Raw genomic sequence first — 26469 nt, forward strand, 5'->3', positions numbered from 1 at the left:
GTGTGTGTGTGGTAACCTCACTTTTAACCTAAAATTCAGGGGGTGGCAAGTTTTTTGCATTTAAAGCCCTATAAATCAAGGAATTATTAACTTTTTAATATAAAAGTTTTGACAATACGAATTTTTATGCGGGGATGTGAGTGTGTGATCATCTCGTAATTGGAAATTTTTATATGCAACAAACGATATAACTGCTACGATTAGTCTGCATACATTAATAGACCAGACGTTACATATTTTACAGGTGCATTTGAATTAATTGGCTTTGGTATGACTTTTAACCCGTTATCTCTGTACTCTGTTGGTACGATCTTATCGTTAATGAGGATTGCGCTAAATTTATAGAGATTTCTTTTACATAAACATGTTAAGCAGTTTCATAGGTTAATTATGTGGTAGTAAATGTTAAAATAGGTGAGAGTATTGTAATTTTCTACTAGTGAAAAGGGAGGAAAAATAATGGGTGAAACCCTTATTGTAATTGCAGTTTTTATCATCTTTATGATTTTTATAACACAAGTCATGGTGAAACCAAAGGGTGGCAGGAAAAGAAATTTAAGAAATGATCCTATTCCAGAGCAATTGGGCGTGCAAATAGACGGTGGTGTTCCTATTGTCCAGGATCTAAATAAAGCTTTATCAAAATCATATGAAGAAAATGTGAAAAACCGTGTGTTGTTAGAGCATTCTAAATGGCCAGAGCATGAGGTTGATTGGGTATTTTTTGAGTTGAAACGATATTTCTTTATGAATAGTTTATTAAAATCAGTACCAATGTTTAGTGAACGAGTTGATGTTATATGGCACGAAATGCTTATGTTCACAAGAGAATATGAAACATTTTCAAAGGGGTTTTATAAAGAAACACTTCATCATATGCCAAATATGGAAAGTACACCAATACCAGGTGAAAGGGCATTTTTTGATTGGGTTTATTTAAGCTTATTTGAATTAACACCAAACAGTAAAGCAATCTGGGGAAGGTTTCTTCAGCATCCAATTAAGCGAGAAATTCTCGATGACTTTAAGAGGTTGTCCGAAGATGAACTACTTATGAGGTATTTTCGAAAAGATGACAGCTGGATTGATGTTAAACGTCAGTTGATTATTAAAATGAAGAACGAAATAACTCAAGCTGATTCAATGAAGCTTGGTCAAGATAAACCAACGATCTCTAGCACAGCTTCTGATTCGCAAATTTTCAATATGGCACTTGGTGCTGCTGTGTTTTATTCGATTTATGAAGAAGATCATTATCAGGAACATATAAGTGAGGTTCTACCAACAGAATATAATAAGGAACACCACTTTGGCGGTGGTGCTTCATGCTCCGGCTATTCCTGTAGCAGTTCATCTGACTCAGGAGGAGACTCCGGTGGATCAAGCTGCTCTAGCTGTGGTGGCGGCTGTAGTAGTTAGGATATTGATAGTAATTTACGAATCAATTGGGGGGCAGGGTCAAAAGTATTTTAGCAAAATAGAAACAGAACAAAGGTTGTAGGTGTAATTACGTCGCTCCTGAAATATACTCCGATTTCTGAGGGAAGCTAGCAAGCCGTTGCTTTGCATCCCGCAGGAGTCTAGGTAATATTTCATTCGCTAAGCTTTTACGTTGTTCAGAACTTTTATTACTTACTACGTTATGTCCTAGCCTCTTCTTTGTTGAGGTCTTTTTCTGTTGCTTGGGTATTGACCAAAACACTGACCTTGCGTTAGTTCCTACATACGTACATTTCTCAGCGTTAGTTTCGTTTCTTCTTGTGTTTTCTTAAGGATAGATAAGCTACCATCTGATTCAAGAACCACTGCCTCGACATCTTTCATTGATAAAACACCTTGAGAACGGGTAGCTTGAAGAATTTCATTTTCTGTTATTCGTTCTTTTTTCATTGATTGTATGAGGTATTCACCTTTAAAGTATAATAGCTGTGGCTGTGATTTAACAAATTTGCTGAATGTTTTTGATCTAGTAGAAAGCCAGGCAACAATAAATTGTAAAAAGGATAAGGTAGCAAAGGCTGTGATGCCATCAAATAATGGAACTTTCTTATTTAATAGAATGGTAGCCAAGATTGACCCAAGTGCAACTGTAACCACAAGATCAAAAGCATTCATCTTTGACAATGTTCTCTTACCGGCAATTCGCAAAACAAGAATAAGAGAAAGATATGCAAAAAAACCAACAACTATGATCCTCCAAAGATCAGCAAAACTGCTAAAAAACATCTTACTTCCCCTTTCATAAAACCTATACTTTCATCATTCCTTTTTTGAATAGAAATTAAACAGTGTTTGTGGTGTTAATCTTTCAGTGCTTTATCGTATTTCTAGAGTGAGTAACTAACTCTGATACAACCGACTTTAATTCAGCTAAATATATCCAAAGTGACAGGACCTTTTGTTACTAGTAAAATAGTTATAGAGATTTTGTGATAAATAGGGTTAAAGGGGTTAGTTAACATATGAAAAAGAGAAAAAAACTTATTTGGGTGTTGATTACCGTTTTTTTACTGATTTCGGTTTTACTTGTTGGAGCAGGTAATTATTTTTATAATGTCGCAATTAATCGTTCTCATGAATCTGTTAAACTACATGGCGGCAGTGAGGATCGTGCAGAAACTGCAAGTACAACTGTTGAAGAAGAACAGCAACAGCAGGAGAGATTGGCAGAAATCATGGAATGGACAGAAAAGCAAACCTTTGAAACAATCGAAATGAAATCAGGTGATGGACTAAATCTTAAAGCTGATTATTTAGCAAATGAGAATCCTAATGGAAAAGCCGTTATTCTTGCTCATGGATATAAAGGAAATAGTGAGCAAATGCCTGGAGTGACCATGTTTTATTATGAACAGGGATTTGATGTATTAAAGCCTAATGCAAGAGGACATGGTGAAAGTGAAGGAAATTACATTGGCTATGGATGGCATGATCGTAAGGATTATGAGCAATGGATAAAGCTTTTAATAGATGAAAAAGGTAAGAATCAAATTCTTCTTCACGGATTTTCAATGGGAGCAGCAACGGTTCTTATGACAAGTGGTGAAGATCTTCCGCCGGAAGTAAAGGGAGTCATTGCCGACAGTGGTTACACATCTGTTAAAGAAGAGTTAACTCATCAATTAAAGTATTTGTATAATTTACCAGCATTTCCTCTTATGGAGATCACAAGTGCTGTGACAAAGGTTCGAGCTGGTTACACGTTTACCGAAGCCTCTGCAATAGAACAAGTAAAGAAAAATGACTTGCCGCTATTCATTATTCATGGTGATCAAGATGATCTTGTTCCAACAGCAATGGCAAACGAACTTTACGCAGCTGCAAAAAGTGAAAAAGATCTCTGGATTGTTCCAGGTGCAGGTCATACAGAAGCATACACAGTAGATGAAATGAAGTATCAACAAAAGCTGAAGGCATTTTTAAAGACTACTGGTATTGAGTGAAATTCTACATAAAATGGGCAACTACCTTTAAGGGAAGTTGCCTATTTTATATTGAATAAACTTATCTAGGGCTTTTTCATGGAATTGTTCATTTCTTCTGCTATACATTTGAAAACTTCTTTTGTCCAAACCTTTGAATGAATGGTCACGTAGGTTTCTTCATATTTTTCATTAATATCGATGTTCAGTTTCAACATAGTTCCTCCTTTCTTGTCATCACTATAGCAACAGAGGTGTATTATTGGAGTGAAAATGACATAACATGTTTAAAGTAATGAATAACCGGTTCATTTATATGTATGAAATAATTGTCAAACCCTATCTTAAAGTTGTTGATGTAAAGTTAATTTATCATGAAATGGCAGAGGATTTTCACAAAAAATAGAAAAAATTTGCTTTATCCGGCTTTATCTGATATTCTTAAAAAGAATTATTTTTGTTCGGTCTGTAGGGAAAGAGTATTTAAACTTTTCGCCTTTGATATCTAATTGAGCAATTATAGTAATATTTTGTAGAGAATCTACATGTTTTTGTAGGTTATATCTACACCAGGAGGTAACACACATGCAAGAAGGTACAGTAAAATGGTTTAACGCAGAAAAAGGTTTCGGTTTCATCGAAACTGCAGGTGGAGAAGATGTATTCGTACATTTCTCAGCTATCCAAGGCGAAGGATTTAAATCTCTTGACGAAGGCCAAAAAGTGACTTTTGACACTGAGCAAGGTCAACGTGGACTTCAAGCTACTAACGTTAACAAAGCGTAATTAGCTTATAAAAAAGGACTCTTTTTAGAGTCCTTTTTTTATTGTGAGGAAAAATAATCAACAGAAGACACTGTCTAAATAAGAATGGATCCAGTTTTGCCAAAAGGTCACTTTAGTCAGTCTCATATAACAAGCTACAATGCAGAAAACTACTCAGGTTTTTTTGTTAATCGATAGTGGATAAGATAAAATGGTTAACAATGGAAACCTTGAAATGATAAATGAAATCCATCTCACTAATGTTAGGAGATTTTCGGTAATGAAATATTTAAAGTCGCAAATGAGACAATTAATAAAAGATAATCAAGAGCTGCAGACAAAATTAAACAAGTTAAGAGACGAACATAATCTTGAGAAGAATTTCGCCCTTAAAGCACTTTATCATGCAGAGGTTGCTGAAGGTGGAAAATATCAACTAGCATATCAAGCTCTTGATAAGCCTAAAGACTAATCGAAGTAGTTATAGATGAATAAAAGGAGAACATGATCATGCCAGGAACAAAACGAGACCATATTAAAATTGGTATAAAAGTAAAAGTCGTACAAAAACAAGATCAACGAACAGGTAAATTAACAGAAGGAATTGTCTCCAAAATCCTGACAAACTCGCCTACTCATCCCCACGGTATTAAAGTAATGCTTGAAACTGGAACTGTAGGAAGAGTAAAGGAAATTATCAGTTAAATTTTTATAAAGCAGAGTCCATTAAGGGCTCTTTTTTTAGGTTGTTTCTATAAATTTTTATAATGTGCGTAGGATCATAAAAAGAAGCCTCAATTCCTCCATAGTATGTCAACTCATCACAGTCTTTTTCCATTTCTAGAGATTTACATTTAAAATAGATGTAAGAAAAAACATATTTACTGTAACATTCTTTCTTTTCATACGTGTTATTACTAACAATGGCTCTTTTCTGAACGATTGTTGCTAATTGACTTAATTCTACGTTGGAAACAGTGTTTTCATCGCATAAAAGGTACTATTCTAGAAGAAAAGATGCTACTACGCTTTATATATTGTTGTTTCCGTCAAGGATGAAAAAAAGCAACAAAATTTACGAATACAGTCCTAACTAAAAAATTAAAATAGGGGAAAAAGGATGGATTTTGGTCGAAAAAATGAATTAGATCAGTTGTATAGAGAATACGCAAAGCCCCTTTATTATTTCCTCCTTAAAATGTCAGGATCTAGTCATTTAGCAGAAGATTTGACACAGGAGACATTTGTTCGAGCAACGGTTTCATTATCGTTTTATGATCAGGGTGATGTTCGGGGATGGCTTTTTAAGGTTGCTAGAAATGCATATTTAGATGAATGGCGACGACGTCAAAGAAGAAGGTGGATTCCTTTCGTTTCTACGCTACTTCAAGGAGACGACATGATCAGTCCATATGGAATGCCGGAAGAAGAGCTAATTCAAGAGGAGGAAAATAAGGATTTAGTAAGATTACTAAGTTATTTACCTGAGCAATATCGAAGTATTTTATATTTAAGAGAATATGAAAGTTTTAGTTATGTCGAAATACAAGAAGCGTTAGATTTAACGGAAAATCAAGTGAAGGTCAATCTTCATCGTGCAAGAAAAAAATTGGCTGAATTAGCAAGTAGAAAAGGGTGGGGTGAAAAAGATGACAGAATGGAATAAGGATAAAGAAAAGAAAATTTTAGTGAAATATCGCTTTACATTAACTGTTAGAATAATCAGGGTAATATTGGCGTGCTTATTTTTGTTTTGGATATATATGATGGTAGTTAATATAAGTTATTCATATTTTCAGTCAGATCGAAAACACACGTATTATAGTAAATTAGCAACAGACTGGACCGTGCCAAATTTATATGAAGACTTTGGTGGAATTGTTGATTCTGAAATTACCCCCTTTTTAACACAGAAAATATCTTATCCTGTTTCACGTATGGTAGGAAAGGAAAATAAGATCGTCGGAGAAATTCACATAAATAAAACGCTCTTTTCTCTTTTCTCAACAAAATCGATTGCTTTTGATCAAAATCAACAAGAAGAGGGGTATCGATTCTTCTTACCAGAACACCCTGAAACAGGTAAGAAACTGACAGCAGAAGGTGCAAACGGTGTATGGACTAATTTGGAGAAAATTCATGAAGGTACAGTTGCTGAGATCTCTTTTTCAACATCAGAGTTTATGACAGCCGAGGAATTGCTTTACCTTCTTAAACCGTATGATCTTGATATCCTTTGGGCCCCTTTATACACTGGAGAGTTTAAAGCGTTCGAACCCTCAAGCTATGGTGGTGGGGGAGAATCTATATCGGTCCTCGATACCTATGGTTTAACAGGTGGAAGAGAAACAGAAAATGATTATATGTCAGAAAGTAAAATCCAGCTTCTTGATGAACAATATCTTGAAGAAAACAAAGAAATGATGCTTTCGAATATGGAGCGTTTATTAAAAAATGAATCAACAAGTTATTATGAAAATTTCCTAGGATTATATTTCTTGCAAGAACGTTATGACTATTTAAAACAAAATGGATTTCAAGTGTACGGAGCAGTTGTCACTGGACCTGTAAAGGAGCTTTTGAAGCTGAAAGATGTAAAAGAAATAAGGGGAGTAAGTCTTGGGGAATTGGATTACTGGAATTGGGAATAGGTTTGAAATGGAATGTAGGATAATCAAACTAAAAAAGACAGGATTACGTAAATGAATATATCACTTGAAAAATTACATCTAAAAGATGCACAAAATTTATTCGCATTTGAACGTAAAAATAGGACGTTTTTTGAAGAACTGGTACCGACTAGAGGAGATGAGTATTATCATTTTGATGTATTTCAGAAAAGGCATGAAGACTTATTAGTGGAACAAGACAAAGGTCAATCTTATTTCTACTTAATAAAAACTTCGAAGGGTCAAATTTGTGGGCGAATAAATATTGTCGATCTTGATAAAACAAAAAAATCAGGTTACTTAGGATATCGTATTGGTAAGGAGTATACGGGAAGAGGTATTGCAAGTCATGCGTTGATGCTGTTATTGAAAGTTGCGAGTGAGCTAGGTATAAATGAACTAAGAGCAAAGACTACGACTAATAATATTGGCTCTCAAAAGGTTTTGGAGAAGAATGGTTTTATATCTGTAGAAATTAGTGATGAGCCGTTCATTATGAATGGAGAATATGTATGGTTTGTTAGTTATAGATGGACTCAATCTAGTGATAAGAGATAATGAAACAAAAAGGTAAAAGAACAAGAAGCATGGGTCTAATTGACTCTTGCTTCTTTTTAAGATGGATCATTATAAATGATTATACTTAATTTTTTGTAACTCATATTACCCAAGCGTCTAAATCTGGTAGTTCTTATAGTTTAATTCTCACTCATATAACCCACCCGCATATATGCTCACTAAGTTATGGATAATATCATCCATAGAATAGTTGGTTTCATTATGAACAAGTTCCCACATAAACATTTCATTGGAATAGAACCAGCCTCTAGCAACAAGAGAAGGATCTAAGTTTGGTTTTGCGAGGGAATTTTCTTGTGCATATTTAATATCGATGGAAATTCGAGTAATAAACCGTTCTCTAATTTTATACCATGCTTGGTCAATTTCAGGTGAAATGCCAATTGCTTCTTTAACAATAATCATCATGTTTTTTTCTTCAACAGCTAATGTTAGAAAAAGGTGTACCTGTTTTTGAATAAGGTCGAATGCTTCCTTCTTTGTACGAGGTGTAAACGGCATTTCAGCCACTTCATAAAATCTGTTCATAAGATCTTCCATAAGAATCATGAACAACTCGTCTTTATTTTTAAAATAAACATAAGCTGTCCCATAACCGGTATTCGCTTTTTTTATGATTTGAGCGATGGTTGCTTTTTGGAAGCCGTTTTCTAAAAATGCTTCTTTACCTGCTTCTAGGAGCCTTTTCCTCGTTTGCAAGGCTTGCTGCTTCCTAGGAGATAGCTTGTCAATTGAATTTGTCATGATTTCATTCCTTTCAAAATGACAACGAACTTTTTTATAGGTTCTTTTAGTTTACAAGGTAATAAATGTTCTGACAACTTTGAGAGCAATATGAATCATGTGATAAATTTTATCATGTATTTTGTTGATACAATGTCATTGACTTAATGTCATCGATGGATATATACTAATTATAATAGAAAAATAGGGTGAAAGGTTGGTTGTCATGGTTGATTTTGAAAGCACAAATGAATATGCCAAAAAGCTTGATAAACAGGATTCTTTGGCAAAGTATCGTGAAGAATTTTATATCCAAGAAGATGGGATCTACCTTGATGGAAATTCACTAGGACTTCTTTCAAAAAGAGCAGAAAAATCGTTATTAGATTTACTAGATTCATGGAAGAAATATGGAATTGATGGTTGGACAAGTGGAGATCATCCGTGGTTTTATTTGTCTGAGAAATTAGGGGAACAGATGGCACCTATTGTAGGGGCAAATGCTAACGAAGTTATTGTAAGCGGTTCCACAACAGTGAATCTTCATCAGTTAGTATCAACCTTTTATAAGCCGGAGAATCATAAAACAAAGATATTAGCAGATGAATTAAATTTTCCAAGTGATATTTACGCACTAAAAAGTCAACTAAAATTAAAAGGGTATGATCCTAACGAGCATCTCGTTGAGGTGAGAAGTGATGATGGTCATACACTCAATGAAGCTGATATTATTGCTGCAATGACAGATGATATTGCACTAATCGTCTTACCAGGCGTGTTATATCGCAGCGGGCAAGTGTTAGATATGAAAAGGTTAACAAAAGAAGCTCATAAACGAAATATATTGATAGGATTTGATCTTTGTCACTCCATCGGATCGATTACTCATGAGTTAAGTGCATGGGATGTTGATTTTGCTTTTTGGTGTAATTATAAGCATCTGAATGGTGGTCCAGGAGGAACAGGGGGTTTGTATGTAAATCAACGACATTTTGGAACAGAGCCAGGTCTTGCGGGATGGTTTAGTTCTAGAAAAGATAAACAATTTGATATGAATCATGAATTAGCAGCAGCTGATGATTCGGGTGCTTATCAAATAGGCACACCTAATATTTTCAGTATGGCGCCAATTATCGGAGCACTAGAGATGTTCAATGAAGTTGGTATGGATAACATTCGTGAAAAATCTCTTAAGCTCACAAACTATTTTATGGAATTAATCAAAGCTGAATTAGATGGTTTTGGTTTGAACATTCGTAATCCTATTGAGGATCATAAAAGAGGTGGGCATATCTATTTGGAGCATCCTGAAGCAGCTAGAATTTGCAAAGCACTTAAAGCTGATGGAGTGATTCCAGACTTTCGTACACCGAACGGCATTCGTTTAGCACCAGTTGCTTTATATAACACCTACGAAGATGTATGGCAAGCTGTTCAAATTCTGAAGAGTATTATGAAGGAAGAAAAATATAAGAAATTTGAAAATAAACGAGGAGTTGTTGCATAGCACATGTCAACAAATAAATGGATTGATATATCACAGCCTTTAACAAATGATATTGCCCATTGGCCTGGAGATACAGCATTTACCTATGATACGGCATTTTCAAAGAAGCAGACAGGATCTGTGAACATTGGAAAAATAACAACAAGCTTGCACACGGGAACTCATATTGATGCCCCATTTCATTTTCATAATGAAGGTGAAAAGGTGCTTGATCTTGATATAAATTTATATGTTGGTCACGCTAAATTAATTGATGTATCTTCATTTAACAAAATTGATTGCAACGTATTAAGTCGTTTTGATCTAGAGGGAGTATCTAGATTACTATTAAAAACTGTGAAACATAGTGATTCAACTGTTTTTCCAGCTGAAATTCCTTATCTTTCAGAAGATATTGCCCCATTCTTAAAAGAAAAAGGAGTTTTCTTATTAGGTGTTGATGTGCCTTCTGTTGATCCGTTAGATAGCAAGGATATGAAAACACATCATGCGTTATACCAGCATCACATTCATATTTTAGAAAATATTGTTGTTGATCACGTTGAAGAGGGAGACTATGAATTAATTGCTTTACCACTTCCAATTAAAGAAGGTGACGGAAGTCCTGTTCGTGCAGTGATTCGACAAATGTAAACAAATAGATTGATTTTACTAGAGTTTTAGAGGAGGATAAAAAAGATGAATCAAAAACACCAAGACGTGAACGCTACTAGCTCAGAAAAACATATTCATACAGACTTTACAAACAATATGACATATGGTGAGTATTTAAATTTAGATAAAATATTATCTGCTCAAAATAGATTATCAGGTCATCATGATGAAATGCTGTTTATCGTGATTCACCAAGTCAGTGAACTATGGATGAAGCTGATTCTTCATGAAACACAGGCGGCTATTAAGTCGATTGAAAGTGATGAGTTGTCAACTGCACAAAAACGTTTGGCAAGAGTGTCTAAAACACAATCTCAAATTATTCAAGCTTGGGATGTTCTTTCAACAATGACACCATCAGAATATATGGAATTCCGTGATTCTTTAGGGCAAGCATCAGGATTTCAATCATATCAATATCGAATGATTGAATTTGCACTTGGCTATAAAACAGATCATGTCTTAAAAATCTATCAAAAAGATCCTGAATTACATAAAACACTAACACAAGCCTTTGAAGCAAAAAGTTTATATGATGTTGCCATTGCTGCTTTACATCGAGCAGGATTACATATTGATGAAGAAATCTTAAATCGAGATGTAACAAAAACGTATCAAGATCATGAATCTGTACGTTTAGCTTGGATGGAAGTTTATCGGAACACAGATAAGTACTGGGAGCTATACGAATTAGCAGAAAAGTTAATAGATCTTGAGGATTGGCTACAGCAATGGCGCTTTCGACACATGAAAACAGTAGAAAGAGTCATTGGCTTCAAAATGGGCACTGGTGGTTCTTCAGGAGTGGGATATTTGAAAAAAGTGCTTGATCAACGATTTTTCCCTGAGTTATGGGCAATTCGAACAGAATTATAAAGAATAAGAGAGAGTAGATTACATTCGTTTTGATAAGAGATGTGTGTTTGTATCATGTTTCAAAAGCATCTACAAAACCAAAACGATAGGTAAGAAGGGGATGGATCGAGTGAGTAAAAATAGAGAGCAATGGTCATCTAAATTTGGATTCATAATGGCTTCAGCAGGCGCTGCGATTGGCCTCGGGGCAATATGGAAATTTCCATATGTAACAGGTATGAGTGGTGGAGGAGCGTTTTTACTAATGTTCATCGCTTTTACGATTCTTATCGGTCTTCCAATGTTAATTTCTGAGTTTATCATTGGACGTAGTGCACAAAAGGAAGCTGTTTCAGCTTATCGCAAGTTAGCGCCAAATAGCTTTTGGACAATAACAGGACCATTAGGGGTAATCGGTTGTTTTCTGTTGTTATCATTTTATGCCGTTGTTGGAGGCTGGGTTTTAATTTATAGCATGATGGCGATAAGTGGAAATGTCATCGGAGCTGATGTTAGCTATCCTGATTTATTTGGTAAAATCACGGCAACACCAACGACAACATTACTTGGTTTAGCAGCATTTTTATTGATTAATATTCTCGTTATTTCAATTGGTATTAAAAATGGAATTGAAAAAGCAAGCAAATATATGATGCCGCTTCTATTTGTCTTCTTTGTGATTCTTGTTGTGAGAGCATTAACTTTAGAAGGTGCAATGGAAGGTATTGAGTTTTTCTTAAAACCGGATTTCTCAAGTATCACTGGTGAATCCATCCTGTATGCACTTGGGCAATCTTTCTTTGCTTTAGCTGTTGGATTTTCTTGTATGGTCACATATAGCTCTTATTTAGATAAAAAAGTTAGTATTCCATCATCAGCAGGTTCTGTTGTTATCATGAATATCTTTGTTTCAATTCTTGCAGGGCTTGCGATTTTTCCGGTTGTGTTTGCTTTTGATTTTGAGCCAGAACAAGGACCAGGCTTATTATTTATGGTGTTACCTGCAGTGTTTTCACAAATTCCAGCTGGAGAATTCTTTTTAGGTGTATTCTTGTTATTATTTCTGTTTGCAACATTAACGTCTTCCTTTAGCTTATTAGAAATTATCGTATCTGCATTTACCGAAAGTGGAAAACGTTCAAGGAAAAAAGCAGCATGGATATCTGGTATCGTTGTATTCTTCGCAGGCATTCCAGCTGCATTATCTTTCAGCACACTACAGAAGTTTGAAATTTTCGGGAAAACTGTTTTTAATGCAACAGACTTTCTCGTCAGTAATATCATGCTACCACTAGGCTGTTTGCTAATCGCGGTATTCATTTCATTCAAAATGAATAAACAGCTTGTGAAAGATGAATTTACGTTAAGCAACAAATTATCACCTGCGATGTTCACACTTTGGAGCTTTTTGATGAAGTGGGTTGTGCCAGTTACAATTATTGTTGTGTTTTTAAGTACACTTGGGATTATTAAAGGGTAATATGTTGGGCACTTTCTCTACTATGGGGAAGTGCTTTTTTTGTTGTGTTGTGTGCCTGGGAGGTGAATTTGGTTTGAGGGTTTGCGGTTTTTGTCGAAAATAGTCTAATCGACGATAAATCCGCAGAATCGCTGATAAATCCGCAGAATCGCTGATAAATCTGGAAAATCGCTGATAAATCCGCAGAATCGCTAATAAATTCGAAAAATCGCCGATAAAATTGATTTCGATGTAGAGACCTACGAAAGTGTGCTGGGGAGGTGAGTGTGTTTGGTGGATTTGCGGTTTTTGTCGAAAATAGTCTAATCGCTGATAAATTCGCAGAATCGAAGATAAATCCGAAAAATCGAAGATAAATCCGCAGAATCGTCGATAAATTCGAAAAATCGCCGATATATTTGAATTCGATGTGCAAACCTACGAAAAATACTTACTCTGAAGCTACTTATAATGCAATTCTGTCATCTTTTTAGCTTATGTATATCAAACAAAAGCTAAACTACATTTTTAAAATATGATTTATTTCTAAATTCATTAAATAAGGATGTTTTCGCAAACATTGTTGCTTTTAAATACCAAGAAATCTGCTTTGTATGAAATCCAGTGCATCTTTTCTTCATATGTAAGGAATCTTTATGCATAAATACACTGTTTTTAAAGCATATTTTGGTTACATAGCAACATTCTTTCAGAAAAGAGCCTTAAATAAAAATGATGTTCGGAATTAAAAACCTGTTTAAAGTCATAAATGAATAGGGAATTTACTAATAAGTCACTCTGCAGTAGGTTTGTTGCTTGTTGAAGGAAAGATGATTTGCAAACATTGTTTTTTAACCATTTATGAAAAAAGTAAAAACCTTCACACTATTTCACTAGTAATCACACATATTTTCCGAAAAGATCCAATAATAAAGGATATAAGCAGACAGTATATAATTACATAAGGGTAGATCCGTTTCTGAATAGTTAAGCAGGGTTATACTGTGTATTATTGTATTTACATAAGAATTTTAAGTATTTGAAAAAAAAGGGGGAATAAAAATTGTCTTATCTTTTATTAATTGTCGGTCTTGCCTTACTTATCAAGGGAGCAGATTATTTTGTAGAAGGGGCATCAAGTATTGCACGTTCATTAAATGTGTCTCCTTTGTTGATTGGTTTGACGATTGTTGCTTTTGGAACAAGTTCACCTGAAGCAACGGTTAGTATTATTGCTGCTCTAGAGGGGAATGCTGGAGTAGCGCTAGGGAATGTTGTAGGTAGTAATATTTTTAATATCACGTTAGTTGTTGGGATCACGGCTTTATTAAATCCGCTGAAAGTAGAAAGTGAAACCATTCGCAAGGAAATTCCTTATACGTTATTGGCGAGCACTGTTTTATTTGTATTAATAAGTGATATGACATTGCAATCATTAAATGAAAATTTCATTACAAGAAGTGATGGATTCATTTTATTACTATTTTTTGCAATCTTTTTATATTACATACTTGAAGTGGCAAGACATAGTCGAGATCAAGTGAAGCAAGAAACCGCAGATTCTTCTCCGGTATCTTCACGTACGAAGAATATTCTTTTTACAATTGGAGGACTCGCTGCGATCATCTTTGGTGGCGACATTGTTGTTGATCATGCAACAAAGATTGCTTTTTCCTTTGGCATGAGTGAAACCTTGGTAGGATTAACAATCGTTGCAATAGGAACATCACTTCCAGAGTTAATCACGTCAATAACAGCTGCAATTAAAAAAGAAAGTGAAATTGCTCTTGGTAATATAGTCGGAAGTAATATATTTAATATTTTGTTTGTGTTAGGATCAGCTTCTGTTGTATCACCACTAGCTGTTGATGGCAAAATTTTTATAGATGTTTTCCTGATGATCATAATAACGGTTATTCTGCTAGTTTTCTCAAGAACTGGCTTTAGAATAGGTAAACGTGAAGGTGTATTTCTCATTATTGCGTATATCGTTTATATGGCATATATCATTATGAGAAATTAAAGAATTCTTTAACTGTTATATTAAATTACGTTTTTAGCGAGGAACTTTCAGGTTGATTTGAAAAAAAAAAGGGAAGAAATATTGAAAGAGCCTTACTCGTGTCTTTTTTAAGATACATTCTCTATAGGACAGTAAGTAAATCACTGTAGTGGAATGAAGCATGCACACATTGTTTAACAAAGCTCTTCATAAAAAAATGAGGTGAAATCATGAAATATAGAAGATTAGGTAAAACAGATTTAAGGGTTTCTGTTGTTGGTATTGGGACATGGCAATTTGGTGGCGAATGGGGAAAGGTTTTTACGCAATCAGAGGTAGATGCGATTTTTTCACATGCTAAAGATCTGGGAATTAATTTAATTGATACGGCCGAATGTTATGGTCCACATCATATGTCAGAAAAATTTATTGGTGATTATTTATCACGACATAATAGAGATGATTGGGTAGTCGCTTCTAAATTCGGGCATAAGTGGCATGACCAAAGAGAGGCGTCATGGAATGTGGATGATATTCTTGTACAGTTAGATGAATCGTTAAAAGCATTAAAAACAGATTATATCGATCTTTACCAATTTCATTCTGGATCTGATGAAGTTTTTAAGTCTGATGATTTATGGACAATGCTTGATAAGCAAATACAGGCAGGGAAAATTCGCAACTTAGGAATCTCAATTGGAGCAAACGATAATATCTATCAAACATCCAAAGCTAGTGAAGTGAATGCCAAAGCAATTCAAGTTGTTTATAACCGTCTTGATCAAGTTCCTGAGGAAGAGGTTTTTCCTTCTTGTATTCAACAAGATTTAGGAGTATTAGCTCGAGTGCCATTAGCTAGTGGGTTTTTGAGTGGCAAATATCATCCAGGTGCTTCTTTTCAAGATGTTGTTCGTAAAAAACATCAGCAAGAGGTTATCGATGAAAAGCTACGTTTAGTCGAGAAAATCAAGCAAGAAGAAGTACCAGAAGGAGTTAATATGGCCACTTGGGCTTTAGCTTGGTGCTTACAACATCCTGCAGTCACGTCAGTTATTCCAGGGTGTAAAAATCCCGAACAGGTTGAAGCGAATGCAAGAGCTGCAGATTTGAGCTTGGTGAGTGATCAACATCCAAGTGCGATGAAATAATACAAAGAGGTTGGGATATCCCAACCTTTTTTGTATTATTTAAAGGCTATGTTAAAGATAAAGGTTGATTTTTAGCACTTTGTTGATTGGAGTGAAAGGCATGAGACTCCTGCGGGAGAAGCTTGTCGAAGGAAGACCCCACAGGCGCTTGCGCCGAGGAGGCTTCCGGACTGCCCGCGGAAAGCGAATGCCTGTAACGGAAATCAACCTCAAAGTTTAACAGAGCTTATTTAAATTAAACGAGAAGGTTAAATCGAACGTAATGCTTCATCTAAGTCTTTAAATCCACTAACATCCTCATGGTTTGGATCATCTGTTTCAATCGTCCACTCTTGGTTTCCAGGTTCTAAGTGACCATCTTCTTTTTTGATGTATGGAGTATGTACCATAAATGATTTGCCATCTTTTCTAATTGTGTATCCGATATGATAAAGATCTTTTTGGCCTTCTTCTTCAAAAACACCAATATCTTCGATTCCATATTTATTCATAAGAGGCGAAAAGGAATGTTGTAACTCATGAATAACTGATTCTCTATTGTTTATTTCCATCAATGAACAAATCCTTTCTTCCAAAATGTATCTATCCTTAATATGCCAGAAAACCAGCGAATTAACCGTTCCTTTGTCAAAAGTTTTAATCGCACGAGTAGTGAAAAATCGACTGTTCTTATTGAACACCCGCCCCGTTAGTTGAATTTTTCCTTTTTGGCTTTTACCAAGCTCCATGATAATACCCAAGTAATCCCAATGAAAAATAATTCTAATATGTAAGATTCAGAGTCATTCATATGAATAGCAAAAAATTGTGATGAATCAGATGAATAAAAATAAACACACACCCAAATATAAAAAAGTATGGATAATATCACATGTATTATAGGTCCTATTATCACTTTTCCTGTAATCCACGCCAATAAAGTCCCGAGAATGATAGCGATTGGAACTTCAAGCACTTCCAAAACATATGGGTCAAACCAAGTAGAAGCACTTATCATTTAGTGTCACCTCATTTCTCATTAGATAATTTCATGCTATTTCTTCCACAAATTGGCCTCTTTAGTTTAACATTAATTTCCTTTTTATGGGCATGAAAAAGCATCCCCTATTTAGGAATGCACCCGCTTATTGAATAAGACAACTTAAGTTTATCTCACCTTTTTCACGATTGGTTATCATCAACAAACCGCAACATTTCTTTTGATACAGAAATAACGTCTTCTTGGTTGAAAATCATACAAGCTGTACCCCCACCATATTTCTCGTGTTCAAATTCACCAAGGACTGTAACATATCCCTTTTGAAAAAAATAAATGAGTTCTCCGTCGTGTTCGTCAACAGCACTTAATTCGTTAAATAAATATGCTTAGAGCGGTCTTTCATAAAACTGCATTGCACTGCCTCCTGATTTGCTTCGTAGCATACTCTTTTATATACAACACCATTATCCAAATTGTAACAGATCTTATTCTACTTAACTGCCCGTTTGTTGGACAAAGTTCTTTAACACATTTTACTAAAAGTAAGTCAATAAACCTTTAATTTCCACATGTAGAAGTGCAATTTAAGTACAATTTGCTCAACAAAATAGCCTATAATTTCATATAAAAAAAGTATTCAATTAAGGGTACAAATGATACTTTTGAATTCCAAATTGTACTACTTCATTTTTTACATAGTTTTTTACTTAATTTCTTTTCAACCAATCTTTCACAAGAGATGTAAGTTTTTGATTTCGCTCTAGAAACTGCTTTTTTCGGTGACCATTTGCTCCAGATGGATGAGGAAATCCATGTAAATAAGTATGGTGTATATGTTTACCTTCAGAAAGTAGTTCTTTGATTATATGTTCAACCGTTTTGCCAAGAGGAATGATCAGAGCAGGGGACTGAATTTGCTCTAGTTCTTTTGAAAATTCATGAAAAGCATACGAAGATAATAATGGAGAGCTTTTGATACTAGGCTTATGCCCGGTATAATTTTTATTTTGATAAAAAACAGGGTACTTAATGATTGATGTTGTATGTAATAAATGGCGTTTTTCATGGAATAGTGAAATTGTACTTTTCGTCTGACTAACCTCATTTACTGAGCATTGATCAAGCATGTCTATTAAATTTTTTCTCATAGTTCCAGAAAAACTGGCAGCTTCTTTTGCTTCTTTTAATGCTTGCTTCATTGTGTGTTGTAGATTTATGCTTTTTAATAATTGTGTGAATGCTTCTTTCATTTGCACCCAGCCTGGGGTAATGCCTATGATGAAAACTTTAGCAGATGTGTTTACATATTCATTGTGAGGCGAATAATACATTCTTAATTGGCCTTCTTTTTCAATTAGAAATTCTTCTGTTAGTAGATCTGTTTTTGTTAGTGGCTTTGTTGGATCTAAAGTTAAGATAGGTGATAAAAATGATTGTATTTTAGTTTCTTGCACATTCATTCTCCTCATACATTCGATAAGGTAAAACACAACTAGTGTTAGGGGATTTTCCATCTCGTATACAAAAAAGTCTCAAATATATAGTCGGAATAAGAATAAAGCCAATCGAAATATGATTGGCTTCTTCTCAATTACTCGTTTATTAATCCTTTTTCTGTAAGGAAATCTCTTGCAACAACTTCAGCTTGTTCTCCATCTATATCAACTCTTGCATTCATTTTTTGCATTTCTTCTTCTGAAATCTTTCCTGCTAGACCATTAAGTGTTTCCTCTAGTTCAGGATAGTTTTCTAACACTTCCTGTCTAATGACAATAGCTGCATCGTATCGTGGAAAGAAACCAAGATCATCTGTTGTTGTTTGGATGTTATCACGTTCAATTCTTCCATCTGTTGTGAAAGCTGGAATCACATCAACATCTCCGCGTTTTAATGCTTGATACATAACATTCGGATCAAAGCTATCCGTTTTCGAGAATTCTAAACCATATGCTTCTGAAAAAGCATCGTATCCATCGCCTTCACGTTCATAAAAAGCGTGAGGTGCACCAAAAGAAAGATCTTTTGAGATTTTTGCGATTTCAGAGTAGGTTTCTGCTTCAAAATCAGCACCTTCTGAATAAGCTAGTGTGTAGTTATTTTCAAACCCTAGTGGCTCTAACCATGTTGCATTATACTTTTCCTCATAACCATTTCTTACTCGCTTCAATATACTTTCACTGGATTCTCCAGGTTCTGCTTGTTCTTTCAAAACAGCCTCTAGCCCTGTGCCTGTGTATTCCACATACATATCAATTTCTTCATTTTCAAGTGCTGGTGTTAAAATGGCTACCTCACCAAGGCCATCCTGTAGATCAACTTCATAGTCAGTCGTTTCTTCAATATAAACTGCTAATACTTCTGAAAGGATATATTGCTCTGTCCAATTTTTCCCGGAAACAACGAGAGGTTCTTTTGATGCTGCTCCGCTTTCACTTGAATCTTCTCCACACGCAGTAAGTAGTAGCATAAATGCTGTGAAGATTGCTAATATGTTCAGTTTTTTCTTCAATTTAAAACGCTCCTTTACTTGGATGTAATTCCTTTAGGTGTTACTTTCTTTTCAACTAGTTTTAAAATAAAATCGAAAAATAGTGCAAGCAATGCAACAGGAATTGCGCCTGCTAATACAAGGCTGTTGTCCCAAGATTGAAGTCCTCTCCAAATCACATCACCTAATCCACCGGCTCCAACAAAGGTTGCAAGTGTAGCAACCCCAACGGTTAAAACTGTAGCCGTTCTAATGCCTGCCATCATAAAGGGAAGAGAAAGTGGTAATTGGATTTTCCAAAGAATTTGTCTTGATGTCATCCCCATACCTTCTCCAGCTTCAACAATTCCTTCATCTACTCCAGTAATGCCTGTATATGTATTTCGGAGAATCGGTAGTAAAGCATAAACAATGAGTGCAACAAGAGCTGTCGGTGTTCCAATTCCTAAAAGTGGAACAAGAAACCCGAAAAGAGCAAGACTTGGAATGGTTTGTAAAACAGCTGTTATTCCTATATAAAGCTCAGCTACTTTTCTTTTCCTAGAAATATAAATTCCAAGAGGTAAAGAGATGACAACAGCAATAAAAATGGCCAAAAAGGATATGTATAAATGTTCTATGGCACTTTCTAAAATTAAATCTTGTCTAGTGACGATTGTATCGATAAATGTAGAAATAGCATCCATCATTTCACACCCCCTCTGGAATACCGGCAAGCTCATGGAGTAATTGATTTTTTTCAATTATTCCTTTCGGTTGCCCCGTTTGATCACAAAGGATGGCACCATCTGATTTGTTAAGCAGAATAACACGCGCGACCTCTTGTAAAGATGAATCTTGTGATAGTACCGGAAAATCTTTAGGTACATTACCTTGAATTAGAGATTTCATAATAGATGAAGCTAAACGTTCTTCTTTATTTCTCGAAGCTCGATTAACTCGTTCCTCACCGATAAAAGATCGAACAAAATCATTCGCAGGATGTTGAATTAAGCTTTGAGGTGAAGCGATTTGTTGGATGCCTCCATCCTTCATAACAACGATTTCGTCAGCAACCTTTAACGCTTCATCCATGTCATGAGTAACAAAGACGATGGTTTTTTGAATGCTTTTCTGAAGCGACTTTAATTCATCCTGAAGCTGTTCACGACTAATTGGATCAAGGGCGCTGAACGGTTCGTCCATCAAAATAATTGGTGGTTCACCTGCTAATGCTCTTATGACACCAACACGTTGCTGCTGTCCACCACTTAGCTCTAATGGATATCTTTTTTTGTACAAATTTGGCTCGAGTCCTACTAAATCTAGTAGTTCGTCTACTCTTTTTTCATAGGTTTCTTTTTTCCAACCTTTCAATCTAGGAACTAATGATACATTTTCCTCGATTGTCATATGTGGAAGTAGCCCGATGCGTTGAATAACATAGCCAATATTTCTCCTTAGCTCAACATCATTCTCCTCGGAAATATCTTTACCGTCGATTGTGATCGTACCTGATGTGATTGGAATCAACTTGTTGATCATCTTCATTGTTGTTGTTTTACCACAGCCACTTGGACCGATTAACGTAACTAATTTACCCTTTTCGATTGTCAATGAAACATCATTCACAGCAATCATATTTTCTGCAAAAGTTTTTGTTACAGAATTAAACGTAATCATTATGTACACCTTTCTTCACTAACTGAAAGCTTACTAGATACATGATCTTAGTAGCGATAGTAATTATATTTTAGGTTTTGTCGAGGTTTCTATAAAAAACACTCTCTTTTTTCGAGGGTATTTAGGGAGTATCCATGGTCGTTTATCTACAAGAGTTCACCGCTAACAAACTTCCTTAAGAAATTTTCATATGTATTCATATCAATGACCAAAGTAAAGTTCAAAATAGAGACTTTAATAAAGTATTTTTTCTTAAAAGTTTTAGATTGAAAGATAAGTGGAATAGAACATCTATACACAATATTCCTGTTTTTTTAGGAACGTAAACCTATAAACATGAATAATACGCTTACAAAGAGAGAGGAGAATTTAAATGAAAGCACTATATCTGAATACATCATTAAAAAAAGGAACAGAAGAATCGAACACGAGCGCACTTATAGACGAATCAAGAAAATGGTTGAAAAAAGAAGGGGTAGAGTCAGAAGAATTAAGGATGGCTGATTACAATATTGCTTTTGGAATGGATACTGACATGGGTGATGGAGATGAGTGGCCTGCTATTTTTGAAAAAGTGAAAGAAGCGAATATCGTTGTGATTGGAACACCAATCTGGCTAGGAGAAAAAAGTAGTATTGCTACGTTGATTATGGAACGACTGTATGCATCAAGCTCTGAAGAAAATGAAAAAGGACAATCCATCTTTTATAACAAGGTAGGCGGAGCAATCGTCACAGGTAATGAAGATGGAGCAAAAGATTCTGCTAAATCTATTTTATATGGATTGCAGCATATTGGCTTTACTGTCCCTCCAAATGTAGATGCTTACTGGGTAGGAGAAGCTGGACCAGGTCCTTCATATATTGAAGAAGGAAAAGATAGTGATTTCACAAAGAAAAACACGAAAACAATGTCTTATAATTTGATCCATTTTGCTAGACTTCTAGATGAACATCCAATACCTGTAGAAGGTAATAAGCTATAGAAATAGAAAGAAGAGGCATGCCAATAGTAGGCATGCCTCTAAAAGTATTAATTTAATTTCTTTTTACGTTGAGTGATAAAGACATATCCACCAGCTACAAGAGCAGATAATCCCGCTAATAGGATATTAAAGCTATTTGTTGCTGTGTTTGGTAATGTTTTACCATCTTTAGCTTTATCATTTTTATCATTTGATTTGTTATCTTTATCGGAGTTGTTATCTCCAGGTGTAGCACCGTTGTCACCATCGTTATCTTTACCATCATCTGGGTTATCAGAATCAGGATCAGTACCACCATTATCAGGGTCAGTACCAGGATCTTGAACATTTTCCATCACAGTATACACACTAAAATGGTTGACTAAAGCATAAACTTCTCCAAACTCACTATCATATTCACTTTCTTGCTCTTCCCACTCATTTAATTCTTCATTTAAATAGTAAATGCTTGGGTCTTTTGCGACTTTTGGATCAACGCCAAATCCAATGGTTACTTCATTGCCTTCTTCAAACGTAGTAATAAGCTCTCCGTTTTGTTGGATTGTAAAGTCATAAAGGTCTGTTAATGTATCTTCATCAGAACCAAGATTATCGATTGTGATTGTTGCATCACCTTCACCAAAATTTGCGATAGGAATGTTTAAATAAACATCATCACGGATCAATTCAATTGACAAAACATTAAGAGCTTTTAATTCGGCAATTTGTTCAGCTGTTAAAAACACTTCAACTGTTTCAGAATCCTGAGTTTCAGTCAAGTCAATTGGGAATACACCATTAACAGGTGCCTTTTTCACATCTTCTAAAGTAACAGTTACAGTAGTTGTGTTTCCTTCAGTGTTTAACGTTGGTTTGACAGGATCAATCACTTCCATAATTCGTCCTTCAATCTCAGCGTCAACTGTGCCCACTTTTTCTAAATGACTAGTGAAAACATCGTAATCTACTAAGAATAATTCTTTCATTCGACCTTCATTCTTTGCCTTTTTCATAGACTCATAGCCATCTCCGCCATCAGCCATATAAGCATTTGTAGCAACTGTGTAGGTTTTCTTTAGCTCAATGTTTTCATATCCATCTTCTGTTTCAACCATGACATCAAGAATGCGTTCACCTGCAGGTAAATTGCGGTTAAACGAATAATGTAAGCCAGAAACTTGAGGGAAACGTCCTGCACCTTCTTCTATTTTACTTACACCATTTTCTAATGATTCAACGATTTCAGCACCTGTTAAATCAAGTGTAACAAGTGTATTACCAAATGGCATTGTTGTTAAAACATCACCTAATGAGATATCGCCTTTTTCGATTGAAGCGCGAATTCCGCCACCATTTTGTATGGCAATTGATGTTGTTTTAATAAACTCTTTTGCTTTTGAAAGCATACCATCTGTCATTAAATTTCCTAAGTTTGTTTCACTATCACGAACACTGTTACGATCTCCATCAAGATATACAGCAGATTTTCCTACTTTAACTTGTTTTAACTCTTCAATAGGACCTGATAGACTATCAAGAAGTGTTTTAGCTTCTTCATCATCAGCAATAACGTATTGATCATTACTGTCTTTTGCATTTAAATCAATTAATTCGTCATTCCATGCTTCAAGTACACCTTCATCATTAAATGAAAGATCAAGACGACCTAAGTAATTGCTATATTCTTGAGCTTGAACGACTAAAGTTGGTTCACTATCTTTGTTGTATACAGTCGCTTCATCTAAAAGAGTATGAGAATGGCCACCAACAATAACATCAATACCATCTACAGATTCAGCAAGAACTTTATCATATGTGTATCCTAAATGAGTAAGAGCGACAATTTTGTTTACTCCAGCTTCTTTAAGAGCTAAAACAGATTCTTCGGCTTTTTTAAGATAGTTTTCAAAAACAATCTTTTTACCAGGGTTAGCTAAGATAGCTGTTTCTTCTGTTGTTAATCCAAATACCCCAACTTCTTCACCATCAACTTCTAAAATTGTTGCAGGGTAGATGTTACCACCTTGACCTGGTTGTCCAATTTCATCTTTAAAGAGAGTATTGATTTTTTCGTCTTTACTGTAATCGATATTAGAGCTAACGATTGGGAATTCAGCTTTCTTAACAAAGTTTGCTAAAGTTTCTGTACCTTTGTCAAACTCATGATTTCCAGGTACCATCGCATCATAGCCCATCATGTTCATGAATTGTACATCAGCTAGTCCATTATATTGATTAAAGAAAAGCGTTCCAGAGAAAACATCACCAGCATCAAGAAGAATTGAATTTTCTACCTGTGAGCGAACATCTTTCACTGCAGTTACACGACGAGAGACATTCTCTAAATGGGCATGAGTATCATTTGTATGCATTAATGTTAAGTCAAAATCAGTTTCTGGTGCAGGTTCAGTTGATGCAAGATCAATTGAGAACTTGGCAAAGCCAGATTCACTATTTTCTAGATATTTAATATTGTTTGTGTTTTTTGTATATTTTTCTCCGCCTGGTGCTGATTTAAAAACAATATTAACATCGCTATTAATAGGAGAGAATGACCAATTATTATCAGCAGCTGGATTTATTGTATGATTGCTACGGATATACTCCACTAACACTTGACGATTTTCATCAGGTGATTCAATAACAATGTTATCTCCACCAGGGTTAGCTACAGGAGAAGATGTTGCTCTGTAGTTATTCGTTGCAATAATAAATTCTTGATTAAGATCAATTGGCTTGCCATTATATTTCAGGTTTACAATTCGTTCTGAGTCAGGATTTATTTTTTGATCACCTTTACCGTTATAACGCGCAGGCTTTGTTACATCAATTTCATATGTAACACCATCGATAATATCAAAATTATAGCCAGGGAATTCGGTATGTGGTTTTACTAGTAATTGTTCTTCTGTTTTAGTTGGGTCAATTTGATTAAATTGTCCGGCAGACCATTCTAGCCATTCCTTTACTTCAGCACCTGTTAATTTTAATGCCATAACAGTATTAGAATATTTGTAGAGAGAGGTTGTATCTTTAATTGCGATATCTCCAGCAGGGATTTCAGTAAAGTCTGTTGCTCCATCACGGCCAGATTTAAATGGTGCAGCCGCAGATAACACAGGAAGTCCGTCATACTCTGTTCCCTGAATGGCTTTTTCGATATATACCTTTTGTGCATCAGAAACAATTTGAACAGATGGATCATCTTTCACTTGTGAGAAGTAGCTGTAAATATCAGAAGAAGTTTCTCCAACAGGGCCACTTACGTAGTCAATTGTATGATCATGATCATCTTTCACAGCATTAAGTACTTCCTGATCCGCATCAACTAAAGAGACTTTTTTATCTTTATCAAAGATTGCACGATTTGTTGAAATGGAATCAACAACTTTCCATTTACCGTAGGCATCTTTTTCTAAAGATAAATCGATCATACCTAAATGACTTCCCCAGAATCCTGGTTGAACTGCAGCCACACCGTTTATTGTCCCTTTTTTAGTATCAACATTTGGTATGCCATCATAAGATGCACTTGGGAAGGTAGAGTGTGTATGTCCAAAGAGAATGGCATCAATGCCTTCAACTGTACTTAATTGGTAGGTTTGATTTTCTTCAAGTTCCTTATATTCTGTTGGTCCAATACCAGAGTGTGCGATGGCAACAATAACATCTGCACCTTCTTTTTTCATTTGTGGGATGAATTTCTCAGCCGTCTTTTTAATATCATGAGTGACAACTTTACCTGTTAAATTGGCCTTATCCCATTGAGTGATTTGTGGTGGAACAAACCCGATGACTCCAACTTTGATTATCTGTTCATTTCCGTTTTCATCTTTTACTACCTTTTCAATAATTTCATAAGGATCAAAGTAGTTTTCATCATTTGAAGGATCATTATCTCCATCGTCTTTATAGATGTTGGAATTAATATAGTCAAAATTAGCTGTGTTTACGCTTTTTTCTAGAAATTCTAAGCCATAATTGAACTCATGATTACCAAAGTTACCTAGATCATAATTTAATAGATTCATTGCATCATAAATTGGGTGTGTATCATTAGCGCCCCATTGTTTTACTTTTGCAACATAATCGCCAAGTGGATTTCCTTGAAGTAAATCTCCATTATCAAATAATAAACTATTATCTACTTCTGTTCTTGCTTGTTTTATAAGGGTAGCTGTTTTTGCAAAACCTACTGAATTATCTTCTTTAAGAGAATAATAATCATAATTCACCATGTTTGCATGAAGATCAGTTGTTTCCATGATACGAAGCTTAACAGGTGCTGCTGCATTTGTTGTTTCATTTACTTTTGCTTCAGTTCCAGTTCCAGAAGTTGTCGTTCCATGTGCTAATGAAGGTGCCATAATACTTAAGCTTAAACTTACTGCTAAAGTACCATTGAGCATTCGCCTCTTCATATTTCTTCTAATCTTTCTTTTCACATTACTACCGCCTTTCGACATCGAAAATTAGGATACTACTTAATCATAATGGATAAGGCGCTTTACAAAGTGTAAAATCATATTAAGATTTGGTAAAAAAAGAGAGACTTTTGTAAATGTTTGTTAAGAAGAGTAAGGAAATGATAAG

General features: G+C 35.1%; 25 protein-coding genes. 15 read left to right on the forward strand and 10 right to left on the reverse strand.

What is annotated here, in order from left to right; all coding sequences use genetic code 11:
- Positions 1-459: 459 nt before the first annotated feature.
- The gene (locus tag LC076_RS14710; RefSeq protein WP_226669862.1) at positions 460-1419 is read left to right on the forward strand and encodes a hypothetical protein; all 960 of its coding nucleotides are present in this window, start codon (positions 460-462) and stop codon (positions 1417-1419) included.
- A 300-nt stretch (positions 1420-1719) separates the two neighbouring features.
- Here the strand turns inward: LC076_RS14710 and LC076_RS14715 are convergent, their stop codons facing one another.
- Positions 1720-2226 (reverse strand): DUF421 domain-containing protein, encoded by a 507-nt coding sequence (locus LC076_RS14715; protein ID WP_226669863.1) that lies wholly within the window; start codon positions 2224-2226, stop codon positions 1720-1722.
- Positions 2227-2462: 236 nt separating this feature from the next.
- On the opposite strand from LC076_RS14715, the gene LC076_RS14720 reads away from it, so the two are divergent.
- Entirely contained in the window at positions 2463-3443 is a 981-nt protein-coding gene (locus LC076_RS14720; protein ID WP_226669864.1) for an alpha/beta hydrolase, read from the forward strand.
- Positions 3444-3508: 65 nt separating this feature from the next.
- Here LC076_RS14720 and LC076_RS24185 read toward each other — a convergent pair whose 3' ends face one another.
- The gene (locus tag LC076_RS24185; RefSeq protein WP_264191564.1) at positions 3509-3637 is read right to left on the reverse strand and encodes a hypothetical protein; all 129 of its coding nucleotides are present in this window, start codon (positions 3635-3637) and stop codon (positions 3509-3511) included.
- Between the two features lie 370 nt (positions 3638-4007).
- Between LC076_RS24185 and LC076_RS14725 the strand changes: the two genes are divergently transcribed.
- From LC076_RS14725 to LC076_RS14750, 6 genes are all read left to right on the forward strand, one after another.
- Complete coding sequence (locus LC076_RS14725; protein WP_226669865.1) at positions 4008-4208, forward strand: cold-shock protein; 201 nt, start codon at positions 4008-4010, stop codon at positions 4206-4208.
- Positions 4209-4467: 259 nt separating this feature from the next.
- Positions 4468-4659 carry a hypothetical protein gene (locus LC076_RS14730; protein ID WP_226669866.1) on the forward strand — a complete coding sequence of 64 codons (192 nt, stop codon included), beginning with the start codon at positions 4468-4470 and terminating at the stop codon, positions 4657-4659.
- A gap of 38 nt (positions 4660-4697) precedes the next feature.
- Complete coding sequence (locus LC076_RS14735; protein WP_226669867.1) at positions 4698-4892, forward strand: YwbE family protein; 195 nt, start codon at positions 4698-4700, stop codon at positions 4890-4892.
- Positions 4893-5307: 415 nt separating this feature from the next.
- Positions 5308-5853 (forward strand): sigma-70 family RNA polymerase sigma factor, encoded by a 546-nt coding sequence (locus LC076_RS14740; RefSeq protein WP_226669868.1) that lies wholly within the window; start codon positions 5308-5310, stop codon positions 5851-5853.
- On the forward strand, positions 5837-6838 hold the full coding sequence (locus LC076_RS14745; protein WP_226669869.1) for an anti-sigma factor: 1002 nt from the start codon (positions 5837-5839) through the stop codon (positions 6836-6838). The genes LC076_RS14740 and LC076_RS14745 overlap by 17 nt, the downstream gene beginning before the upstream one ends.
- 51 nt (positions 6839-6889) lie before the next feature.
- Positions 6890-7414: a GNAT family N-acetyltransferase gene (locus tag LC076_RS14750; protein WP_226669870.1), complete on the forward strand. Its 525-nt coding sequence runs from the start codon at positions 6890-6892 to the stop codon at positions 7412-7414.
- A 147-nt stretch (positions 7415-7561) separates the two neighbouring features.
- Here the strand turns inward: LC076_RS14750 and LC076_RS14755 are convergent, their stop codons facing one another.
- Positions 7562-8179 carry a TetR/AcrR family transcriptional regulator gene (locus tag LC076_RS14755; RefSeq protein WP_226669871.1) on the reverse strand — a complete coding sequence of 206 codons (618 nt, stop codon included), beginning with the start codon at positions 8177-8179 and terminating at the stop codon, positions 7562-7564.
- Positions 8180-8384: 205 nt separating this feature from the next.
- Here LC076_RS14755 and kynU point away from each other — a divergent pair, with 205 nt between their 5' ends.
- The 6 genes from kynU to LC076_RS14785 all read left to right on the forward strand — a co-directional run bounded on the left by kynU (position 8385) and on the right by LC076_RS14785 (position 15783).
- On the forward strand, positions 8385-9665 hold the full coding sequence (kynU, locus tag LC076_RS14760; protein ID WP_226669872.1) for a kynureninase: 1281 nt from the start codon (positions 8385-8387) through the stop codon (positions 9663-9665).
- Between the two features lie 3 nt (positions 9666-9668).
- Positions 9669-10298, forward strand: a complete 630-nt coding sequence (kynB, locus tag LC076_RS14765) for an arylformamidase (RefSeq protein ID WP_226669873.1) — start codon at positions 9669-9671, stop codon at positions 10296-10298.
- Positions 10299-10343: 45 nt separating this feature from the next.
- Positions 10344-11195 carry a tryptophan 2,3-dioxygenase gene (gene kynA / locus LC076_RS14770; RefSeq protein ID WP_226669874.1) on the forward strand — a complete coding sequence of 284 codons (852 nt, stop codon included), beginning with the start codon at positions 10344-10346 and terminating at the stop codon, positions 11193-11195.
- A gap of 109 nt (positions 11196-11304) precedes the next feature.
- On the forward strand, positions 11305-12654 hold the full coding sequence (locus tag LC076_RS14775; protein ID WP_226669875.1) for a sodium-dependent transporter: 1350 nt from the start codon (positions 11305-11307) through the stop codon (positions 12652-12654).
- Positions 12655-13696: 1042 nt separating this feature from the next.
- Positions 13697-14656, forward strand: a complete 960-nt coding sequence (locus LC076_RS14780; RefSeq protein WP_226669876.1) for a calcium/sodium antiporter — start codon at positions 13697-13699, stop codon at positions 14654-14656.
- A gap of 209 nt (positions 14657-14865) precedes the next feature.
- Positions 14866-15783 carry an aldo/keto reductase gene (locus LC076_RS14785; protein WP_226669877.1) on the forward strand — a complete coding sequence of 306 codons (918 nt, stop codon included), beginning with the start codon at positions 14866-14868 and terminating at the stop codon, positions 15781-15783.
- Between the two features lie 248 nt (positions 15784-16031).
- Here LC076_RS14785 and LC076_RS14790 read toward each other — a convergent pair whose 3' ends face one another.
- The 6 genes from LC076_RS14790 to LC076_RS14815 all read right to left on the reverse strand — a co-directional run bounded on the left by LC076_RS14790 (position 16032) and on the right by LC076_RS14815 (position 20912).
- On the reverse strand, positions 16032-16334 hold the full coding sequence (locus LC076_RS14790) for a DUF5634 family protein (protein WP_226669878.1): 303 nt from the start codon (positions 16332-16334) through the stop codon (positions 16032-16034).
- 137 nt (positions 16335-16471) lie between these two features.
- Positions 16472-16780 (reverse strand): hypothetical protein, encoded by a 309-nt coding sequence (locus LC076_RS14795; RefSeq protein ID WP_226669879.1) that lies wholly within the window; start codon positions 16778-16780, stop codon positions 16472-16474.
- A gap of 689 nt (positions 16781-17469) precedes the next feature.
- Entirely contained in the window at positions 17470-18222 is a 753-nt protein-coding gene (locus tag LC076_RS14800; protein ID WP_413465994.1) for a uracil-DNA glycosylase family protein, read from the reverse strand.
- Positions 18223-18353: 131 nt separating this feature from the next.
- Positions 18354-19271: a glycine betaine ABC transporter substrate-binding protein gene (locus tag LC076_RS14805; RefSeq protein WP_226669881.1), complete on the reverse strand. Its 918-nt coding sequence runs from the start codon at positions 19269-19271 to the stop codon at positions 18354-18356.
- Positions 19272-19285: 14 nt separating this feature from the next.
- Positions 19286-19936 (reverse strand): ABC transporter permease, encoded by a 651-nt coding sequence (locus LC076_RS14810; RefSeq protein ID WP_226670000.1) that lies wholly within the window; start codon positions 19934-19936, stop codon positions 19286-19288.
- 4 nt (positions 19937-19940) lie between these two features.
- Complete coding sequence (locus tag LC076_RS14815; RefSeq protein WP_319005532.1) at positions 19941-20912, reverse strand: ABC transporter ATP-binding protein; 972 nt, start codon at positions 20910-20912, stop codon at positions 19941-19943.
- A gap of 373 nt (positions 20913-21285) precedes the next feature.
- Here LC076_RS14815 and LC076_RS14820 point away from each other — a divergent pair, with 373 nt between their 5' ends.
- Complete coding sequence (locus LC076_RS14820; protein ID WP_226669882.1) at positions 21286-21897, forward strand: flavodoxin family protein; 612 nt, start codon at positions 21286-21288, stop codon at positions 21895-21897.
- Positions 21898-21944: 47 nt separating this feature from the next.
- Here the strand turns inward: LC076_RS14820 and LC076_RS14825 are convergent, their stop codons facing one another.
- The gene (locus LC076_RS14825; protein ID WP_226669883.1) at positions 21945-26321 is read right to left on the reverse strand and encodes a bifunctional 2',3'-cyclic-nucleotide 2'-phosphodiesterase/3'-nucleotidase; all 4377 of its coding nucleotides are present in this window, start codon (positions 26319-26321) and stop codon (positions 21945-21947) included.
- Positions 26322-26469 lie beyond the last annotated feature (148 nt).

Origin of the sequence: Metabacillus litoralis (assembly GCF_020524045.1) — a bacterium.
GTDB lineage: Bacteria > Bacillota > Bacilli > Bacillales > Bacillaceae > Metabacillus > Metabacillus litoralis_C.

What these genes read in the sequence shown, in the direction of transcription:
- kynU (WP_226669872.1), top strand. Translation starts at nt 8,385, where the DNA reads ATGGTTGATTTTGAAAGCACAAATGAATATGCCAAAAAGCTTGATAAA.
- LC076_RS14815 (WP_319005532.1), bottom strand. Translation starts at nt 20,912, where the DNA reads ATGATTACGTTTAATTCTGTAACAAAAACTTTTGCAGAAAATATGATT.
- LC076_RS14725 (WP_226669865.1), top strand. Translation starts at nt 4,008, where the DNA reads ATGCAAGAAGGTACAGTAAAATGGTTTAACGCAGAAAAAGGTTTCGGT.
- LC076_RS14735 (WP_226669867.1), top strand. Translation starts at nt 4,698, where the DNA reads ATGCCAGGAACAAAACGAGACCATATTAAAATTGGTATAAAAGTAAAA.
- LC076_RS14730 (WP_226669866.1), top strand. Translation starts at nt 4,468, where the DNA reads ATGAAATATTTAAAGTCGCAAATGAGACAATTAATAAAAGATAATCAA.
- kynB (WP_226669873.1), top strand. Translation starts at nt 9,669, where the DNA reads ATGTCAACAAATAAATGGATTGATATATCACAGCCTTTAACAAATGAT.
- LC076_RS14740 (WP_226669868.1), top strand. Translation starts at nt 5,308, where the DNA reads ATGGATTTTGGTCGAAAAAATGAATTAGATCAGTTGTATAGAGAATAC.
- LC076_RS14810 (WP_226670000.1), bottom strand. Translation starts at nt 19,936, where the DNA reads ATGGATGCTATTTCTACATTTATCGATACAATCGTCACTAGACAAGAT.
- LC076_RS14750 (WP_226669870.1), top strand. Translation starts at nt 6,890, where the DNA reads ATGAATATATCACTTGAAAAATTACATCTAAAAGATGCACAAAATTTA.
- LC076_RS14785 (WP_226669877.1), top strand. Translation starts at nt 14,866, where the DNA reads ATGAAATATAGAAGATTAGGTAAAACAGATTTAAGGGTTTCTGTTGTT.
- LC076_RS14715 (WP_226669863.1), bottom strand. Translation starts at nt 2,226, where the DNA reads ATGTTTTTTAGCAGTTTTGCTGATCTTTGGAGGATCATAGTTGTTGGT.
- LC076_RS14795 (WP_226669879.1), bottom strand. Translation starts at nt 16,780, where the DNA reads ATGATAAGTGCTTCTACTTGGTTTGACCCATATGTTTTGGAAGTGCTT.
- kynA (WP_226669874.1), top strand. Translation starts at nt 10,344, where the DNA reads ATGAATCAAAAACACCAAGACGTGAACGCTACTAGCTCAGAAAAACAT.
- LC076_RS14800 (WP_413465994.1), bottom strand. Translation starts at nt 18,222, where the DNA reads ATGAATGTGCAAGAAACTAAAATACAATCATTTTTATCACCTATCTTA.
- LC076_RS14745 (WP_226669869.1), top strand. Translation starts at nt 5,837, where the DNA reads ATGACAGAATGGAATAAGGATAAAGAAAAGAAAATTTTAGTGAAATAT.
- LC076_RS14720 (WP_226669864.1), top strand. Translation starts at nt 2,463, where the DNA reads ATGAAAAAGAGAAAAAAACTTATTTGGGTGTTGATTACCGTTTTTTTA.
- LC076_RS14790 (WP_226669878.1), bottom strand. Translation starts at nt 16,334, where the DNA reads ATGGAAATAAACAATAGAGAATCAGTTATTCATGAGTTACAACATTCC.
- LC076_RS14710 (WP_226669862.1), top strand. Translation starts at nt 460, where the DNA reads ATGGGTGAAACCCTTATTGTAATTGCAGTTTTTATCATCTTTATGATT.
- LC076_RS14755 (WP_226669871.1), bottom strand. Translation starts at nt 8,179, where the DNA reads ATGACAAATTCAATTGACAAGCTATCTCCTAGGAAGCAGCAAGCCTTG.
- LC076_RS14820 (WP_226669882.1), top strand. Translation starts at nt 21,286, where the DNA reads ATGAAAGCACTATATCTGAATACATCATTAAAAAAAGGAACAGAAGAA.